The following is a 16,671-nucleotide window of genomic DNA, read 5'->3' as shown; positions in this document are numbered from 1 at the left end:
TCGGCAACCAGTATTTAATGTTGGTTGTCGCGGTCTTCCAGATAGCGTTGCAGTTGTTCCCGTAACGCTTTCGGCAGGCGGGTGATGGTGAGCGCGTCCTGCTCGCGGTCGTAGTAAACCGCCTGATTGACCAGGTCTGAGGAGAAGGACACGCTCATGCCACCGCCGGAGCCGGCGATGCGCACCAGCTTTCTGACTTTGCGGTGGTCCGGATGCAACACGGTGTCCGCCGGCAGGTCCTGGGCGCTGGCGGCAAATTCTGTGAAGCGCTCCGGCTGGTCTTCGTCCAGATAGCCGGACAGGGCTTCGATCGCCACGGGTTCGCCCAGGGCGTGTTGTTCCTTGCAGAACTCGTAGGCGCGGCTGCGCACCTCGCCGGCTTCTTCCGGTTGCCCGGACTGGCGCGCGAAGGCTTCGACCGCATCGAGAAAAGTGATGGTTTCCTGTTCCACATCCACCTGATTGGTGAACCCGCACAGGCGGATGAACAGGTCACCCGCTTCGGCCGTGCCCCGGGCGTGCACCAGAGTCAGGTAATTGCTGTCCGGATCGTCCGTCCAGGCATCGAGGTCGACCCGCACCGCCAGATTCAGCCGGGACAGGCTGATCACGTCGGTGGCGTCCAGCGCCTGCTGGTGATCGAAACGCAGGGCACTGTCGCTTTCCACCACCAACAGGTACACCACGTCGCTGTCCGCCAGCGCCTCGTGAACCAGCAGCAGGTGGCCCTGATGTTCTTCCTGGGCGCCGTGAAGCAGTTCCTGCCACTGGCCAAACAGGCGATTGCTCAGGGATTCGAAACTCTGGCGGCCTTCTTGATACTCTTTCAGCCAGCTGCCAAAGGGGCATTCGCCGATATCCTCCGAGAATCGCCCGTATTTTTTACCGGGTTTGCTGTTGAACAAACGTTTCATTTGTTTGTGCAGGGCTTCGTAATCACCCCCGGGGTCCTGCAGGGGACTGCCGGGGGTGATGCGGGCCGGTTGTCCCGGCTGGAGCTGACTGGAAAAGCAGATGCGGAGCTGTTTAATGGCCATGGATCAGATGAGTTTATCCCGAATCAAACCGTGTATGAGTTCATGTGCGGCGGCAGCGACTGCGTCGTCGCTGTCTGCCGATACTGAAGCCGTGGCCACGCGACTATCAATATTGACAACTATGGCGATCAGACCGTGGGCGCAGAGCAGCTGCGCCGTGCGCCGCCGGTCTGCGTCATTGCCGGCGCTGTGCTCATCAAGCGCCACCGTGGTCTTGCCCAGGTCGAACAACAACCGCTCGACGGCCACCGCCACTGCGGCAGCGGAGGCCCCCTGACAGGCAATGATGGCGGGCTTCTGGGCCAGCCGGCGCTGCCGTTCCTCTGCGCTGAGGGGGGCGGTCGACAGCTTGCTGGTGGCGGTGCTGGCGATCATGCCGGCCCCAATGGTGACGTTGGTAAGGCGGTCGATGATGATGAAACTGCCGGTCGCGTGGTTGCGCGAGTATATATCGAATGCCACTGGTTGGCTAAGGGTCAGCTCGCACAGACCGATCTCGTTGAGGGCCAGCACCGCCGGCTCGGGGTGTTGTTGCAGGGTATTGACGTCGGTGCGGTGCACAATCCGGCGCACCGTGCCGGAGGTTAACGCCGGGCCCAGCTTGATGTCGTACAGGCGTCCGGTTTCCAGGGGCGCATCGGCCATCCACACGATGTTGGCGTTGAAGCGGTTGCCGATTTCCGGCAGGTCGTCCGGTTTGACCAGCATGTCACCCCGGCTGATGTCGATTTCATCCTCGAGGGTCAGGGTAACGGCCTGGTCGGTATAGGCCTCGGCCATCGCGCCTTCGAAGCTGACCACCTGCTTGACCCGGCTGGTGCGCCGTGAGGGCAGGGCCATGACCTCATCGCCCGGGCGAATGACTCCCGAGGCAAGGGTGCCGCAAAATCCGCGGAAGTCCAGATTGGGACGATTGACGTATTGCACCGGAAAGCGGAAATGCTCGAGGTCTTTATCTTTCGCCACTTCCACGGATTCCAGGATCTCCATCAGCGACTGGCCGTCGAACCAGGGCGTGTGCACGCTGCGGTTGACCACATTGTCGCCTTCCAGCGCGGACATGGGCACAAAATGCACGTCGGCGAGGCCGAGCTGCGCAGCGAAGGCGAGGTACTCCTGCCGGATCTCGTTGAAGCGGGCTTCGCTGAAATCCACCAAGTCCATCTTGTTCACAGCGACCACGATGTGGCGAATGCCCAGCAGTGAGGCGATGAACGAATGCCGGCGGGTTTGCGTCATCACCCCGTGGCGGGCGTCGATCATCACAATAGCCAGCTGGGCGGTGGATGCACCGGTAGCCATGTTGCGGGTGTACTGTTCGTGTCCCGGGGTATCGGCGATGATGAATTTGCGCTGGTCGGTGGAAAAATAGCGATAGGCCACATCAATGGTGATGCCTTGTTCACGTTCGGCCTGCAAGCCATCCACCAGCAACGCCAGATCCAGCTTTTCGCCGGTGGTGCCCAGCTTGGCGCTGTCGGTTTTCAGGCTGGCCATGTGGTCTTCGTAGATCATCTTGGTATCGTGCAGCAGGCGGCCGATCAGCGTGCTTTTACCGTCATCCACACTGCCGCAGGTGAGCAGGCGCAGCAGCTGCTTGTTCTCATGCTGCTTCAGATAAGACTGGATGTCTTCGGCGATAAGATTTGATTGGTGCGACATAACTGGTGTCCGTCTGGCTAAATGGTGAATCGGCTGCGTGGTGCCCTTAAAAATAACCTTCCCGTTTTTTCTGCTCCATGGAGCCGGCGGAGTCGTGGTCGATCACCCGGCCTTGCCGTTCGGAGCTGGTGGCCAGCAGCATTTCCTGAATAATGTCGGGCAAGGTGGTTGCCGTGGATTCGATGGCACCGGTCAGCGGGTAGCACCCCAGGGTGCGGAACCGCACCGACTTCATCATCGGCGTTTCGCCTGCTTTGAGCGGCATGCGCTCGTCGTCCACCATGATCAGCGTGCCGTCACGCTCGACCACCGGACGTACGGCGGAAAAATACAGCGGCACTATGTCGATGTTTTCCAGATAGATGTACTGCCAGATGTCCAGTTCGGTCCAGTTGGACAGCGGGAACACGCGAATGCTTTCGCCTTTGTTGACCTTGCCGTTGTACAGGTTCCACAACTCCGGCCGCTGGTTTTTGGGGTCCCAGCGATGGTACTCGTCGCGAAACGAGTAGACCCGCTCTTTGGCGCGGGACTTTTCTTCATCCCGGCGGGCTCCGCCAAAGGCGGCATCAAATTTGTATTTGTCCAGGGCCTGCTTCAGCCCCTGGGTTTTCATGATGTCGGTATGCTTGGCACTGCCGTGGGTAAAGGGGCCTATGCCCTGGCGCACGCCGTCTTCATTGATGTGGACAATCAGTTCGAAGCCGTGTTTTTTCACCTGCTGGTCGCGGAACGCGATCATTTCCTGGAATTTCCAGGTGGTGTCCACGTGCATCAGCGGAAACGGCGGTTTGCCGGGAGCGAAGGCCTTGCGCGCCAGGTGCAGCATGACGGCCGAATCCTTGCCAATGGAATAGAGCATGACCGGGTTATCAAACTCGGCAGCGACTTCCCGGATGATATGGATGCTTTCCGCTTCCAGCTGCTTGAGATGGGTCAGGTTGTAGGTGGTCATCGTAGGCTGTTACCGCTGTCTGTAGGCGTGTGAAGAACGCAACTATATCAGCGGGATGGCGGCATAAGAAAGCTCTGAGCTAGAGCTTTACGCTATAACAATATGCCGTTACGACCGGGGGCCGTGCAGCCGTTTGGTCAGTCCGTGTTGGGGAGGTTTTCGAGCGGCACCAGCAAGCGCCGGACATACTGGCTGAGGTAGTCGAAGCCGTTGCCTTTGAATTGCTTGAACTGGATGCCGATGTAGAAGTCGTTGCGGGCGATGCGCCGCAGATTGACCATGTGCCCCTCGGCTTCGATGCAGACAATCTGGCTGGCCACCACGGGAATGAACAGTTTCGTCGCCACCGGTACCCAGTTTCCGGGGGCCGGGGAGATCTGTTGCGGGAGCAGGGTCTGATAGGCCGGCAGATCGCAGTGCACCATGATGCCGCTGCGGGACAGATTGGCCGTTGCACATTGCACCGAGGCACCATCCGCAGTGATGAGGGTGACGTCAACACGGCTGTCAACACGCTGCTGGCTGCGAAGATTGGGCTTGGCGATCACTGGGTTCATCGAAACACTTAGCGGTGGATGAGGGTCATTGGATTCTAAGTATTTGATATATACCCAGCAAGGCGCCTGTCGTGACTCACGTCAGGTTTTGAGGAAATAATGACAACTAAAATCGGAATATGGGCTGCAGGGCGCTCATCGCACCCCGCAACCCATCAGTCGGTGTCAGCCGGGCACTCAGCCTTCCAGTTTGCTGCGCAGAATCTCCGTGAACAATTTGGGGTTGCCTTGCCCTTTCGAGGCTTTCATCAGCGGTCCCATAAAGCCACCCAGCAGCCGTTTGCGTTTGTTGGCGTCGGTTTCGGCCCGGTACTGGGTCACCTGGTCCGGCAGGTTGGCGAGCACCTCATCGACCATTTGTTCCAGCGCGCCGGTGTCCGAAACCTGTTTCAGGCCCTGGTCCGCAATGATGGTGTCCACGTCCTGGTGGGTGCCGCTCCACAGGGCGTCGAACACCTTGCGGGCGCCGGCCGATGACAGGGTGTTGTCCGCCACGCGCACAATCAGGTCGCCCAGTTGGCTGCCGGAGACCGGTGATTCCTGGATGCTCTTCTCGTCGGCGTTCAGGCGCGCCGACAGTTCGCCCTGAACCCAGTTGGCGCTCAGTTTGGCGTCTTTGCCGCGCCGGACCACCTCTTCAAAGTAGCTCGCCAGCCGGGCGTCGGTGCTCAGCTGGCTGGCGTCGTAGTCGTTCAGGCCGTACTGTTCGACAAAACGGGCCTTGCGGGCGTCCGGCAGTTCCGGCAGGCGCTGACGGGCATCCTCGATGAATTCCTCGCTGAGCACCACCGGCAACAGGTCCGGGCAGGGGAAGTAACGGTAATCGTTGGCTTCCTCCTTGGAGCGCATGGAGCGGGATTCGCCGGTATCGCCGTTGTACAGGCGGGTTTCCTGGACGATACGGCCGCCGTCTTCCAGAAGGTCCATTTGCCGCTCCACTTCGTGGGCAATGGCCTGCTCCATAAACCGGAACGAGTTCAGGTTCTTGGTTTCGGTGCGGGTGCCCAGAACGGTGCTGCCTTTGGGTTTCAGCGAGATGTTCACGTCGAAGCGCAGCGAGCCTTGGGACATGTCACCGTCACAGATGCCCAGCGAGGTCACCAGGCTGTGCAGTTTTCTGGCGAAGCCGACCGCTTCTTCGGCGGAGTTCATGTCCGGCTCGGTGACCACCTCGATCAGCGGCGTGCCGGCGCGGTTGAGATCGATGCCGGTCATGCCGTGAAAGTCTTCGTGCAGGGACTTGCCCGCATCTTCTTCCAGGTGGGCGTGGTGAATGCGGACCCGTTTGCTGGTGCCGTCGGCCAGATCCACATCCAGATGACCAGCGCCGACCACCGGGTGATCCAGCTGGGTGGTCTGGTAGCCCTTGGGCAGATCCGGGTAAAAGTAGTTTTTGCGGTCAAACACCGACCGCCGGTTGATCTCGGCATCGATGGCCAGGCCGAACATCACCGCGTAGCGGACCGCCTGCTCGTTGAGTACCGGCAAGGTGCCAGGCATGGCCAGATCCACCGCACTGGCCTGGGTGTTAGGCGCGGCGCCGTAGGCGGTGCTGCTGCCGGAAAATATTTTGGTCTGGGTTGCGAGCTGTACGTGAATTTCGAGCCCGATCACAACGTCCCATTGCATACTGTTTAGTCTCCTGTTGGCTCGGTTCACTCGGGTTGGTGCAGGTGCCAGTCGGTGGCTTGCTGCAACTGATGGGCGACGTTCAGCAGGCGTGCTTCGGAGAAGTAGTCACCGAGAATCTGCAGGCCCACCGGCAGCCCGTCGACGAAGCCCGCCGGGACCGACATGGCGGGAATGCCCGCCAGGTTGACCGCTACGGTAAAAATGTCCTCCAGGTACATGGTCACCGGGTCCTGGGTTTTTTCACCCTGGATAAACGCCGGGGTGGGGGACACCGGACTCATCAGCACATCCACCTGTTTGAATGCGTCGATGAAGTCTTGCTGAATCAGGCGGCGGACTTTCTGCGCTTTCAGGTAATAGGCGTCGAAATAACCCGCCGACAGCGCGTAAGTGCCGATCATGATGCGGCGCTTCACCTCATCGCCAAAGCCTTCGGCCCGGGTGCGCTGGTACAGATCCATCAGGTCCTTCGGCTCCTCACAGCGGTACCCGTAGCGGACCCCGTCAAACCGGGACAGGTTGGTGGAGGCTTCCGCCGGGGCAATGATGTAATAGGCCGCAATGGCCAGACTGGCGTGGGGCAGGGACACTTCCTGCACCGTGGCGCCCAGCTTTTCATATTCGGCGATCGCTTCGCGGACCCGCTGCTCCATGTCGGCATTGAGCTGCTGGGCAAAGTACTCCCGGGGCAGGCCAATGCGCAGGCCTTTGAGGGGCTCGTTCAGGGTGGCGGTGTAGTCCGGTACGGCGCGGTCGGTGGAGGTGGAATCCTGGCGGTCGTGGCTGGCCATGACGTTGAGCATCATGGCGTTGTCCTCTGCGGTCAGCGCCATGGTGCCGCCCTGATCCAGACTGGAAGCAAAGGCGATCACGCCGTGCCGGGAAATGCGGCCGTAGGTGGATTTCAGACCGGTGATGCCGCACAGGGCCGCCGGCTGGCGAATCGAACCGCCGGTATCGGTGGCGGTGGCTGCCGGGGTCAGGCGGGCCGCGACCGCAGCGGCGGAGCCGCCGGACGAACCGCCGGGCACCCGCTTCTCGCCCCAGGGGTTGGTGACCGCACCAAAATAGCTGGATTCGCTGGACGAGCCCATGGCGAATTCGTCCATGTTGGTCTTGCCCAGGCACACCGCACCGGCCTTGTTGAAGTTGGCGACCACGGTGGCGTCGTAGGGCGGGACGAAATCCGCCAGCATTCTGGACGCTGCCGTGGTGCGGGTGCCGCGGGTGCAGAAGATGTCCTTGTGGGCCAGCGGGATGCCGGTCCAGGGGGTTGCTTCACCGCGGCGGCGGCGGGCGTCGGCTTCGGCAGCGGCGGCCAGGGCGGACTCGTCGCTGACCGTGATGAAGCTGTTAAAATGACCGTCCAGCTCATGGATGCGTTGGAGAAAATGGGTGGTCAGTTCGACACTGGAGACCGAACCGGATTCCAGTTCGCGGGACAGTTCTGCTACGGATTTGTTATGCATGGAAGTTCCTGGGAAGCTCCTGGGTATGGTCGGGTGATGCTAGGGGTTCACGAAGAGAAACGGTACGCACCGGGCGAGTGCTTATTCAATCACCCGGGGCACCAGATACAAGCCCTCTTCGGTGGCCGGTGCCAGCGCCTGAAACGCGTCGCGCTGATCGGTTTCGCTCACCACATCGGCGCGCAGGTGCTGGACCGCATCCAGGGGGTGCGCCAGCGGCTCAACGGCATCGGTATCCGCCGCTTGCAGTTGATCAACCAGATTCAGAATGTTGCCAAGATCCGTTTCCAGGCCGGCAATCTGTTCATCAGTGACTTGAATGCGTGCTAACACCGCAACTTTTTCAATGTCTTCTCGGGAAATGGCCACACAAAGTCTCCCTGGTAAATGAAATGTCTGTAACCTCGTGCACTTGTGCGCACCGCCGGATCAAGCGGGATTGGCGCGCGGGCAGTGAGACGGCAGGTAAACAGTGATCCGCTATGTTACCAGATTCGCCCCACCGCGCGAGTGTGAGTTGCCGTAATGCGTGCCGGTCCGGCCAGATCGTACCTTGCCTGCGGGGGTGCTCGCTGCTAAAGTTGCCGAATCTTTTTGCGACTGCATCTCTCAGGTTGAAAAACACGAATGTTGATTAAAAAAATACGGGGTCTTTTTTCCAGCGATCTGTCCATCGACCTGGGCACCGCCAACACATTGATTTACGTCCGCGACCGGGGCACGGTGCTGGACGAACCGTCGGTGGTCGCCATCCGCACCAGCAATTCCCAGAAAACCGTCGCCGCGGTGGGGACCGAGGCCAAACGGATGCTGGGGCGCACCCCCGGCAACATCACCGCGATCCGACCGATGAAAGACGGCGTCATTGCCGACTTCGTGGTGACCGAAAAGATGCTGCAGCACTTTATTCACAAAGTCCATGAAAACAGCTTCATCACCCCGAGCCCGCGAGTGCTGGTGTGCGTGCCCAGCAAGTCGACCCAGGTCGAGCGCAAGGCGATCCGCGAATCGGCCATGGGGGCCGGCGCCCGGGAGGTGTTGTTGATTGAAGAGCCTATGGCGGCTGCCATTGGCGCCGGGCTGCCGGTCGAAGAGGCCAGCGGTTCCATGGTGGTCGATATCGGCGGGGGCACCACCGAAATTGCCATCATCTCCCTGAATGGCATCGTCTACGCCGAGTCGGTCCGGGTCGGGGGCGACAAATTTGACGAGTCGATCGTTACTTACGTGCGCCGCAACTACGGCAGCCTGATCGGTGAATCCACCGCTGAGCGGATCAAGCACGAAATCGGCTGCGCCTACGAAGGCCTGGAAATTCGCGAAATCGATGTGCGCGGTCGCAATCTGGCCGAGGGTGTGCCCCGTGCCTTCACCCTGAACAGCGAAGAAATTCTCGACGCGCTGCAGGAATCCCTGGCACAGATCGTACAAACCATCAAAAGTGCGCTGGAACAGTCTCCACCCGAGCTGGCCTCGGACATTGCCGAGCGTGGTATTGTGTTGACCGGCGGCGGAGCCCTGTTGCGCGGTCTCGATAAACTGATCAGCGAAGAAACCGGCCTGCCGGTGATCGTTGCCGAAGATCCGCTGACCTGCGTGGCCCGCGGTGGCGGTAAGGCGCTGGAGCTGATCGATCGCAGTGGCATCGGAATGTTCAGCCAGGATTACTGATCCCCAGGTAACTCCGGATTCATGGTTTTCTCTTGCAGCCGCCGCTTGTGTGTAAACACTGCGGCGGTTGTTGTATCTGCCACACGGCTTTGTCCTCGTTAAACTGTAACCCTGGCGGGAGGGGTGGTTATCAAAAGTATTTTCATACAGGGGGCGATACCGGGATTCCGGCTGATGCTGGCGGTCGTGGCGTCGGTGGTGCTGGTGGTCTCGGACGCGTACTTCACCCGGCTGGATCATGTCCGCAGCATGATAGGCACCGGTCTGGCGCCGGTGTACTGGCTCGGCAGCGCGCCAGCGGAACTGAACCAGTGGGTCACCGGTTTGCTCACTACCCGTGAAGACCTGGCGGAAGAGAACGAAGCCCTCAAGGCGCGCTTGCTGATCCTGGAACGACGGGCGCTCAAATACGCCGCACTGGCGGCAGAAAACAACGAGTTACGCCGACTGATGAACTCCTCGGAAGTGCTGGATGACCGCGTGATCGTCGCGGAAATTGTCAGCATCTCCCCCGATCCGTTTTCCCACGAAGTGGTTATCAATAAAGGCAGCCGGGACGGCATTCGCGAAGGGCAGGCGATCCTCGACGCCAGCGGGCTGATGGGGCAGGTGGTGCAAACCAGCAGTTTCACGTCCCGGGTGCTGCTCATTTCGGACAGCAGCCATGCGGTACCGGTGGAGAACGTGCGCAACGGGGTGCGCGCGGTGCTGCTGGGGAATGGCGACATCACCTCCCTGGAACTGGTGCATGTGCCGGATACCTCGGACATCCGGGACGGCGACGTGCTGGTCAGTTCCGGGCTGGGGGGACGCTTTCCCCGTGGCTATCCGGTGGCCAGGGTGAGCCGGGTGCTCAAGGATCCCGGTGAATCCTTCATGAGGATTGATGCCACCCCGCTGGCACAACTCAATCGCAGTCATCTGGTGTTGATTGTGTTCGGCGGCGCGCAAACGGCGGATCGCACGGGTGGGCCGGATGGGGGGGCGTCGACTGATGCTGTCCATTATCAGTTATCCGGTGTTCGGTGTGAGCATTCTGCTGGCGCTGGTGATGAGTATTGCCTGGTTTCCGGTGGGCTGGTTCCAGTTCCGGCCGGAATGGCTGGGTTTGATGGTCTTTTACTGGACCTTCCGGGCCCCGGCCCAGTTTGGCATCGTCGGCGCCTGGGTGTTGGGGTTGTTGCTGGACGTGCTTGAAGCTACCCCGCTGGGGGTCAATGCCATGGCCATGGCGCTGGTCGCCTTTCTGGTGCTGACCACCCAGCAGCGGTTGCGCATGTTCCCCCTGCCGCAGCAGTGTTTGCTGGTGTTTCTGGTGCTGGGTATCAATCAGATGCTGGTGCACTTCATCAAACAGGTGCTGGGAGCCGACGACGCGGGTTTCAGTTACCTGTGGCCGGCATTCACCAGCGCAGTCATCTGGCCGCCGCTGTGTGTGTTGCTGGACAACCTCAACAGAAAACTTGGATAGGGCCCCCCATGCATCCACTCGTATTGGCTTCTGCATCACCGCGCCGCGCTGAACTGCTCCGCCAGATGGGGTTGGCGTTTACGGTCTGCCCGGTGGGTATTGACGAGACCCCCATGCCGGCAGAGCCTCCGCGCGAGTATGTGGTCCGCCTGGCCCACGACAAGGCCGTGGCGGGGTATCGCGCGGCCGCCGACCCCGGTGTGCGGGTGTTGGGTGCCGACACGTCGGTGGTGCTGGACGGGTGCATCCTGGGCAAACCGGTCGATGCCGCAGACGCCAGGGATACCCTGCGGCGCCTGTCGGGTCAGACTCACACGGTGATGACCGCCATTGCCCTGGCCAGTGCGACCGGCTGCACCACGCGACTGGTCAGCACCGAGGTGCGCATGCGGACCCTGTCCGAGGCCCAGATCCGCGCCTACGTGGCCACCGGGGAGCCGATGGACAAAGCCGGTTCCTATGGTATTCAGGGGCTGGGTGGTATCTTTGTTGAAGAACTGCAGGGAAATTACAGCGCTGTGGTGGGCTTGCCGGTCGATGTCACCGCGGAATTACTGGAAGACAGTGGTGCACCGGTGTGGCAAAGCTGGCCGGCAGCCTGTCGGACGGAACGCTGATTGCCGGCAAAAACGCCGGTATCGGTCATCGCTTCAGGCTCTTGTCGATCAACAGAACCACGGTTCGCCTCAAAAGAGCTTAACAGCTGCCCCGGTGTGAACTTGCCCTCGCTCGATCGGTCGGGTCCGGCAGGCTGCTGAGAAAAACAGGTAACAAGGAGAGCCTCTGTGAGTGAAGAAATTCTGATCAACGTGACCCCCGTTGAGACCCGTGTGGCGCTGGTTGAAAACGGCATGTTGCAAGAGGCATACATTGAAAGGGCCAGCCGCAAAGGCATTGTCGGTAACATCTACCGGGGCAAGGTGGTCCGGGTGCTGCCGGGTATGGAGGCTGCCTTTGTGGACATCGGGCTGGCGCGGGCCGCGTTCATCCACGCCTCGGATGTGGTCACCAGCCAGCTGGCGGATGCCGACACGGCCACGCCGTCGCGGGTGGTGCCGGACATCCGCAGCCTGCTTCGGGAAGGCCAGTCGCTGGTGGTACAGGTGACCAAAGACCCCATCGGCACCAAAGGCGCCCGGCTGACCACCCAGCTGTCCATTCCCTCCCGCTACCTGGTGTTCATGCCGGAGATGAACCACATCGGCATTTCCCAGCGCATCGAAGACGAAGTCGAGCGCGCCCGTCTGAAGGGCATTGTGGAAGAGGCGGCCGCCGACATGCCGGACATGTCGGCCGGGTTCATCATCCGTACCGCGGCCGAATCGGCCACGCCGGAAGACCTGATTGGCGACATGAAGTACCTGCATCGCCTGAGCCACTCGATCCACGAACGCATCAACCGGGTGTCGGGCAACGATGTCATCTATGAGGATCTGCCCCTGTTCATCCGCACCATCCGGGATCTGATTCGGCCGCAGACCGAAAAAGTGCGCATAGACAGCCGGGAAAGCTATCAGAAGGTGATGGAGTTTGTGAACGAGTTCGTCGCCGAGTTCTCCGACAAGGTGGAGTATTACCCGGGCGAACGGCCCATATTTGACCTCTACAGTGTGGAAGATGAAATTCAGCGGGCCCTCAGCCGCAAGGTGCAGCTGAAGTCCGGTGGTTACGTGATCATCGATCAGACCGAAGCGATGACCACCATCGACATCAATACCGGGGCGTTTGTGGGTCACCGCAACCTCGAAGAAACCATCTTCAAGACCAACCTGGAGGCGGCCCGCGCCATCAGCCGGCAGCTGCGCTTGCGTAATCTGGGTGGCATCATCATCATCGATTTCATCGACATGGAAGACCCGGAGCATCAGCGCCAGGTGTTGCGCATGCTGGAAAAGATGCTGGAGCGGGACCACGCCAAAACCAAGATCACCGGCGTGTCGGAGTTGGGGCTGGTGGAAATGACCCGCAAGCGCACCACCGAAAGTCTGGGGCAGGTGTTGTGTGAACCCTGCCCGATTTGCGACGGTCGGGGGTTTCTGAAAACCAGTGAAACCGTGTGCTTCGAAATATTCCGCGAGATCCTGCGGGTCAATCGGGCCTACGAAGCGGAAAGCTATCTGGTCATGGCGTCGCAAAGTGTGATTGACCGCTTGCTGGATGAGGAATCTGACAACGTGGCCGATCTGGAAACCTTTATCAGCAAGGCCATCCGCTTTCAGGTCGAGCCGTTTTACAGCCAGGAGCAGTACGATGTGGTGCTCCTGTGACCCGGGCGCAGCAGAGCGGTGGGCCGGTCCCGGGTGACCGTGGCTGACAGCGGCCCGCAACAGGAGCTGCCCGGCCCGCTGGTGCGCGCGGTGTACCGGGGGGCCACCGCGGTGTGGTGGTCTCTGGTCGTTGTTCTGGTGCTGCTGGCGCTGTACGCCGGCATCGGGCGCCAGCTTGCGCAGCATGTGGATGACTTTCGCCCCGAAATTGCTGCCCGCCTGTCGGCCGCACTCGGTCAGCCGGTCACCATCGGCCGGCTGAGCGCGCGCTGGGAATGGCTCGACCCGGTGCTGGAAGCGCGTCATGTGCAGGTGGGAGATGAAGGCTCCGCTTCTCTGGATCATTTGCGGCTGCGTCTCGACAGCCTGGCGTCGCTGCTGCGTTTCCGCATAGTGCTGGCCGAATTCGAAGCCGACTCCCTGGATCTAGCCGTGCAACATAACCCCGGCGATGGCCTCAGCACCGACGGCTTGCCCGACACGCCAACCGACCTCCCGAAAGTGGCCGAGTGGCTGGACATCGCCGGCGCCTGGCTGTCCGATCCCGCCGTCCGCATTACCCGCATCCGGCTGACCATCCGCACCGCCGACGAATCGAAATACGTGGACATACCCCAGCTGGATCTGCGTTACGAGGGTGGCCTGTTTTATGCGCACGGCCGCGCCATGCGTTCCGGAACCACCGAACAACTGGCCAGCTTCGCCTTGCGGGGGCAGCACTTTTTCCGCGGCGATTTTAACGGTGGGGTTTATGTGGAGGTCAGTTCCGGGCGCCTGTTGGACGGCTTGCTGGAGGGTTACCGCTGGCGTGGTTTACGGGTGATGGGCATGGATCTGGGGGGCCGCGCCTGGTTGACCTTTGCGCGCGGTCAGCTGCAGCAACTCAGTGGCCAGCTGCGCACCCCCTATTTGCAGCTGGACGCGGGCAACGAATCCCTGGCGCCGATCGAAAACCTGAGCGCCGATTTTGGCTGGAAGCGGACGGAAACGGGCAGGCCCCTGGCGGGAGAGCTGCACGTCCGCAACCTGAGCTGGCGCTGGTTGGGCGAGCAGGCCTCCGGCAGCGATCTGATAATCCGCACGGAGGGCGACCAGTGGCGGGTTGACGCTCAACGGGTACCGCTGCGGCCGCTGGCCAGGCTGGCCACCGCCGTGGCGGTGCTGCCCGAGGCGGCGGAGCGGGCGCTGGCCGGGCATCAGCCTGCCGGTACCCTCGATACCATGCAGTTGACGCTGGCACCGGCGGCCGGCCGCGAGTTCCGGCTGCAAGCCGAGTTCAGCGACGTCAGCGCGGCGTCGTTTCACGGCGCGCCTGCGGGGCGCGGACTGAGCGGTAACCTGCTGGTTGACCACCGGGGCGGCATGGTCAGGGTCGACAGTTCCGACGTGGAGCTGGGGTTTCCGGATCTGTTTCTCGACACCTGGCAGGTACGCCATCTGCAGGCCGAAGTGGCCTGGTCGCTGGAATGGCCTGTGGTGCGGGTGTTCGCCGATGACATCCAGGTGGCGTACGGCGAACATACCCGCCTGAGCGGGGGGTTCGATCTGCGTCTGGACCGGGAGGGGGAACACAACCTTGGTTTGCGGGTGGCGGTGGAAAACGGCCAGGCCAGTATGCTGGCGGATTTTGTACCCGCCCGGGTGGTGAACCGGACACTGTACGACTGGCTGACCGGGGCGGTGACCGCAGGGGTTATCGAGCGGGGAACGTATTACGGTCACGGGCAGATCGGCCGGGACGCACCGCCGGGGGCGTTCACCTCCGCGATGTATTATCGGTTCCGTGATGCCAGGGTCCAATACGATGAGCGGTGGCCTGCGGTCACCGACGCCCGGGGGCTGGTCAGGGTACAGGGGACCAATGCGCAGATCACCCTCGACGCCGGCCAAACCGGCGGACTGACCCTCGAGCCCAGCGTGGTCGAGCTGGTCACCGGGCCCGACGGGGTGGATTTGCAGGTCAACGCCGCGGCCCCCTTCGCCGGCACGGATGTGCCTTATTGGCTGACCCACAGCCCGCTGAAATCATACGCGGGCGAAGCCGCCGAACACCTGACCCTCAGCGGCGAGTATCGGCTGGATCTGCAGCTCGATCTTCCCCTGGGACGCGATCAGGCGCCCCGGGTCGGGGTGACGGTCAGCGCCAACCAGGGCGCACTCAGGGTGCCGGCCGCCAATCTGGAGTGGGCCGATATCACCGGCAGGGTCCGCTACAGCACCGGCGAAGGATTCACTGATGATACCCTGGCCGCCCGATTTATGGGCCAGCCGGTGACGGTGGGGTTCACCGAGCACCCGGACACCGGCGCAGTGAGTATCGCTCAGACGGGCCGCTTGACGATGGCGGATATAGCCGCTGCGCTGGCGTTGCCTGATCATCTGAACCCGGGTGTGCACGGGGACCTGTCCTACACCGCCCGCTTGAATGTAGCCGCCGATTCGGTAACCCGGGTGGCCGTTTATTCCAGTCTGGTCGGCACCGAGGTGGACTGGCCCCAACCCTTGTCCAAACGGGCGGCCGCGGTGACCCCGCTGCGGGCGGTCATTGACTGGGGCGACCCGGCCGGCCTTGTGCTGGCGGGTGTCTGGGATCAGCGGCTGGCGTTCCGGTCGCGCTGGGTGGAGGGCGAGTTTGATCGGGGCCGGATCGTGCTCGGGGCCCAGGCGGCGGAGTTGCCGGACCGCCCCGGGCTGATCCTGTCCGGGGGGCTCGGGACCCTGGACGTCAGTGAGTGGGGGCGCCAGATCGGCGGCTTGTTCCCGGACACGGCTTCGGAACGTGCGGGGGGCGGTGCGCCCACGGGTCTGGCGGCCAGTGGCGCGCTTGAACGCTGGCTGAACAGGATCCAGCTGACGGTGGCCCGGCTCGTGGTTGGCGGGCGAGTGTTCCCGGACGTGACGCTGAGCGCCCGCTTGCAGTCGGGGCGCTGGTTGATCGACGCCGAGTCCGAGCAGGCCAGCGGCCGGATCGCGTTGCCTCTGAACCAGCAGGAGCCGGTTACCGCAGACTTTCACCGGCTCCGGTTGCTGGCTGGCGCTGCGGAGGCCGCTGCGGAGGCGCCGGAGTTGACCGGGGCGCAGCGGATCGACACTTTCCGCGCCCTGGCGATGGAGGGCTGGCCCGAGGTGGACGTGAACATTGACAGCCTGCTATGGGGTGAGGGGGAGTTGGGCCGCTGGACCTTCAGGCTGAGGCCGGAAGCGGAGGTGCTGGCGGTGGACGCGATCCAGGGCACGCTGGGGTCGCTGGTTTTCAACGGTGAGCTGCGCTGGGGCATTGCCAGCGGCACCGAAACCACCCGCCTGACGGGTCAGCTGGCCGGGGGTAATTTGGGGGACTTGTCCAGACTGGTGCAGGATGGCTTCCCTCTCAACAGCAAGAAAAGCGATCTGGTGCTGGATCTGGCCTGGCCCGGGCGTCCGGACGAGTTTGCCCTGGCGCGACTGCGGGGTGACGCCAGTATCCGCCTGGAAAACGGCAAGATTTTGCAAAGCAACAAGTCGGCGCAGCTGTTCCGGATTTTCAACATCCTGAATGCGGACACCCTGTGGCGACGGCTGCAACTCGATTTTTCCGACCTTTACGAGGCCGGTGTGGCCTTCGACGCCCTGTCCGGCAAGGCGGTGCTGCAATCCGGGGTGCTCCGCTGGGACCCGGAACTGCAAATCGTCGGGCCGTCCGGGGCGTTTAAAGTCTCCGGGGTGACCGATCTGAACGCGGAGACTCTGGACATGCGCCTGGTGGTGGTGTTGCCGCTGACCAAGAATTTGCCGCTGGCGGCGCTGCTGATGGGCGCCTCCGCACCCATCGGCGGCGCGCTCTTCGTCCTGGATAAAGTGCTGGGAGACCCGTTGAGCAAACTGACCAGCGCTACCTACAATGTAAAGGGTACCTGGAGCGCCCCGGACGTTCGCCTGCGGGGTGTCTTCGATACCGATCGATAAGGAGG

Annotated in this window: 12 protein-coding genes and 1 pseudogene; 6 read left to right on the top strand and 7 right to left on the bottom strand. The window is 62.1% G+C overall.

Translation table 11 applies throughout. From position 1 onward, the window contains the following. Positions 1-14: 14 nt before the first annotated feature. The 7 genes from BG841_RS01225 to gatC all read right to left on the bottom strand — a co-directional run bounded on the left by BG841_RS01225 (position 15) and on the right by gatC (position 7,681). Positions 15-1,037 carry a nucleoid-associated protein gene (locus BG841_RS01225; protein WP_070055996.1) on the bottom strand — a complete coding sequence of 341 codons (1,023 nt, stop codon included), beginning with the start codon at positions 1,035-1,037 and terminating at the stop codon, positions 15-17. Between the two features lie 3 nt (positions 1,038-1,040). After that, positions 1,041-2,699 carry a sulfate adenylyltransferase subunit CysN gene (cysN, locus tag BG841_RS01220; RefSeq protein ID WP_070055995.1) on the bottom strand — a complete coding sequence of 553 codons (1,659 nt, stop codon included), beginning with the start codon at positions 2,697-2,699 and terminating at the stop codon, positions 1,041-1,043. A 46-nt stretch (positions 2,700-2,745) separates the two neighbouring features. Next, positions 2,746-3,654, bottom strand: a complete 909-nt coding sequence (cysD, locus tag BG841_RS01215; RefSeq protein WP_070055994.1) for a sulfate adenylyltransferase subunit CysD — start codon at positions 3,652-3,654, stop codon at positions 2,746-2,748. A gap of 137 nt (positions 3,655-3,791) precedes the next feature. Beyond that, entirely contained in the window at positions 3,792-4,211 is a 420-nt protein-coding gene (locus BG841_RS01210; RefSeq protein WP_070055993.1) for a PilZ domain-containing protein, read from the bottom strand. A 177-nt stretch (positions 4,212-4,388) separates the two neighbouring features. Beyond that, positions 4,389-5,840, bottom strand: a complete 1,452-nt coding sequence (gene gatB / locus BG841_RS01205; protein ID WP_070055992.1) for an Asp-tRNA(Asn)/Glu-tRNA(Gln) amidotransferase subunit GatB — start codon at positions 5,838-5,840, stop codon at positions 4,389-4,391. Positions 5,841-5,866: 26 nt separating this feature from the next. Then, positions 5,867-7,312 carry an Asp-tRNA(Asn)/Glu-tRNA(Gln) amidotransferase subunit GatA gene (gene gatA / locus BG841_RS01200; protein WP_070055991.1) on the bottom strand — a complete coding sequence of 482 codons (1,446 nt, stop codon included), beginning with the start codon at positions 7,310-7,312 and terminating at the stop codon, positions 5,867-5,869. An 81-nt stretch (positions 7,313-7,393) separates the two neighbouring features. Then, a complete protein-coding gene (gene gatC / locus BG841_RS01195) occupies positions 7,394-7,681 on the bottom strand; it encodes an Asp-tRNA(Asn)/Glu-tRNA(Gln) amidotransferase subunit GatC (RefSeq protein ID WP_070055990.1) in 288 nt (95 codons plus the stop codon). Between the two features lie 261 nt (positions 7,682-7,942). Here gatC and BG841_RS01190 point away from each other — a divergent pair, with 261 nt between their 5' ends. The 6 genes and pseudogenes from BG841_RS01190 to BG841_RS01165 all read left to right on the top strand — a co-directional run bounded on the left by BG841_RS01190 (position 7,943) and on the right by BG841_RS01165 (position 16,666). Continuing rightward, on the top strand, positions 7,943-8,983 hold the full coding sequence (locus BG841_RS01190) for a rod shape-determining protein (RefSeq protein ID WP_070058628.1): 1,041 nt from the start codon (positions 7,943-7,945) through the stop codon (positions 8,981-8,983). A gap of 174 nt (positions 8,984-9,157) precedes the next feature. Next, positions 9,158-9,913: pseudogene (gene mreC, locus BG841_RS01185) on the top strand (rod shape-determining protein MreC); the annotation flags it as partial. 64 nt (positions 9,914-9,977) lie between these two features. After that, the gene (gene mreD, locus BG841_RS16790; RefSeq protein WP_070055989.1) at positions 9,978-10,454 is read left to right on the top strand and encodes a rod shape-determining protein MreD; all 477 of its coding nucleotides are present in this window, start codon (positions 9,978-9,980) and stop codon (positions 10,452-10,454) included. Between the two features lie 8 nt (positions 10,455-10,462). Next, positions 10,463-11,071 (top strand): Maf family protein, encoded by a 609-nt coding sequence (locus BG841_RS01175; RefSeq protein ID WP_070055988.1) that lies wholly within the window; start codon positions 10,463-10,465, stop codon positions 11,069-11,071. A gap of 168 nt (positions 11,072-11,239) precedes the next feature. Then, positions 11,240-12,721: a ribonuclease G gene (gene rng / locus BG841_RS01170; RefSeq protein WP_070055987.1), complete on the top strand. Its 1,482-nt coding sequence runs from the start codon at positions 11,240-11,242 to the stop codon at positions 12,719-12,721. Positions 12,722-12,760: 39 nt separating this feature from the next. Then, positions 12,761-16,666 carry a YhdP family protein gene (locus tag BG841_RS01165; RefSeq protein ID WP_158007585.1) on the top strand — a complete coding sequence of 1,302 codons (3,906 nt, stop codon included), beginning with the start codon at positions 12,761-12,763 and terminating at the stop codon, positions 16,664-16,666. The last annotated feature ends 5 nt before the right edge of the window (positions 16,667-16,671 follow it).

Source organism: Marinobacter sp. X15-166B (genome assembly GCF_001752365.1).
In the GTDB taxonomy this organism is placed as follows: Bacteria; Pseudomonadota; Gammaproteobacteria; order Pseudomonadales; family Oleiphilaceae; genus Marinobacter.
The sequence above is the reverse complement of the archived record's forward strand: the minus strand, read 5'-3'. Positions and strand labels throughout refer to the sequence as shown.

Excerpts from the sequence above, each read along its gene's own strand:
- BG841_RS01225 (WP_070055996.1), bottom strand. The coding sequence starts at position 1,037 with ATGGCCATTAAACAGCTCCGCATCTGCTTTTCCAGTCAGCTCCAGCCG.
- cysN (WP_070055995.1), bottom strand. The coding sequence starts at position 2,699 with ATGTCGCACCAATCAAATCTTATCGCCGAAGACATCCAGTCTTATCTG.
- cysD (WP_070055994.1), bottom strand. The coding sequence starts at position 3,654 with ATGACCACCTACAACCTGACCCATCTCAAGCAGCTGGAAGCGGAAAGC.
- BG841_RS01210 (WP_070055993.1), bottom strand. The coding sequence starts at position 4,211 with ATGAACCCAGTGATCGCCAAGCCCAATCTTCGCAGCCAGCAGCGTGTT.
- gatB (WP_070055992.1), bottom strand. The coding sequence starts at position 5,840 with ATGCAATGGGACGTTGTGATCGGGCTCGAAATTCACGTACAGCTCGCA.
- gatA (WP_070055991.1), bottom strand. The coding sequence starts at position 7,312 with ATGCATAACAAATCCGTAGCAGAACTGTCCCGCGAACTGGAATCCGGT.
- mreD (WP_070055989.1), top strand. The coding sequence starts at position 9,978 with ATGCTGTCCATTATCAGTTATCCGGTGTTCGGTGTGAGCATTCTGCTG.
- BG841_RS01175 (WP_070055988.1), top strand. The coding sequence starts at position 10,463 with ATGCATCCACTCGTATTGGCTTCTGCATCACCGCGCCGCGCTGAACTG.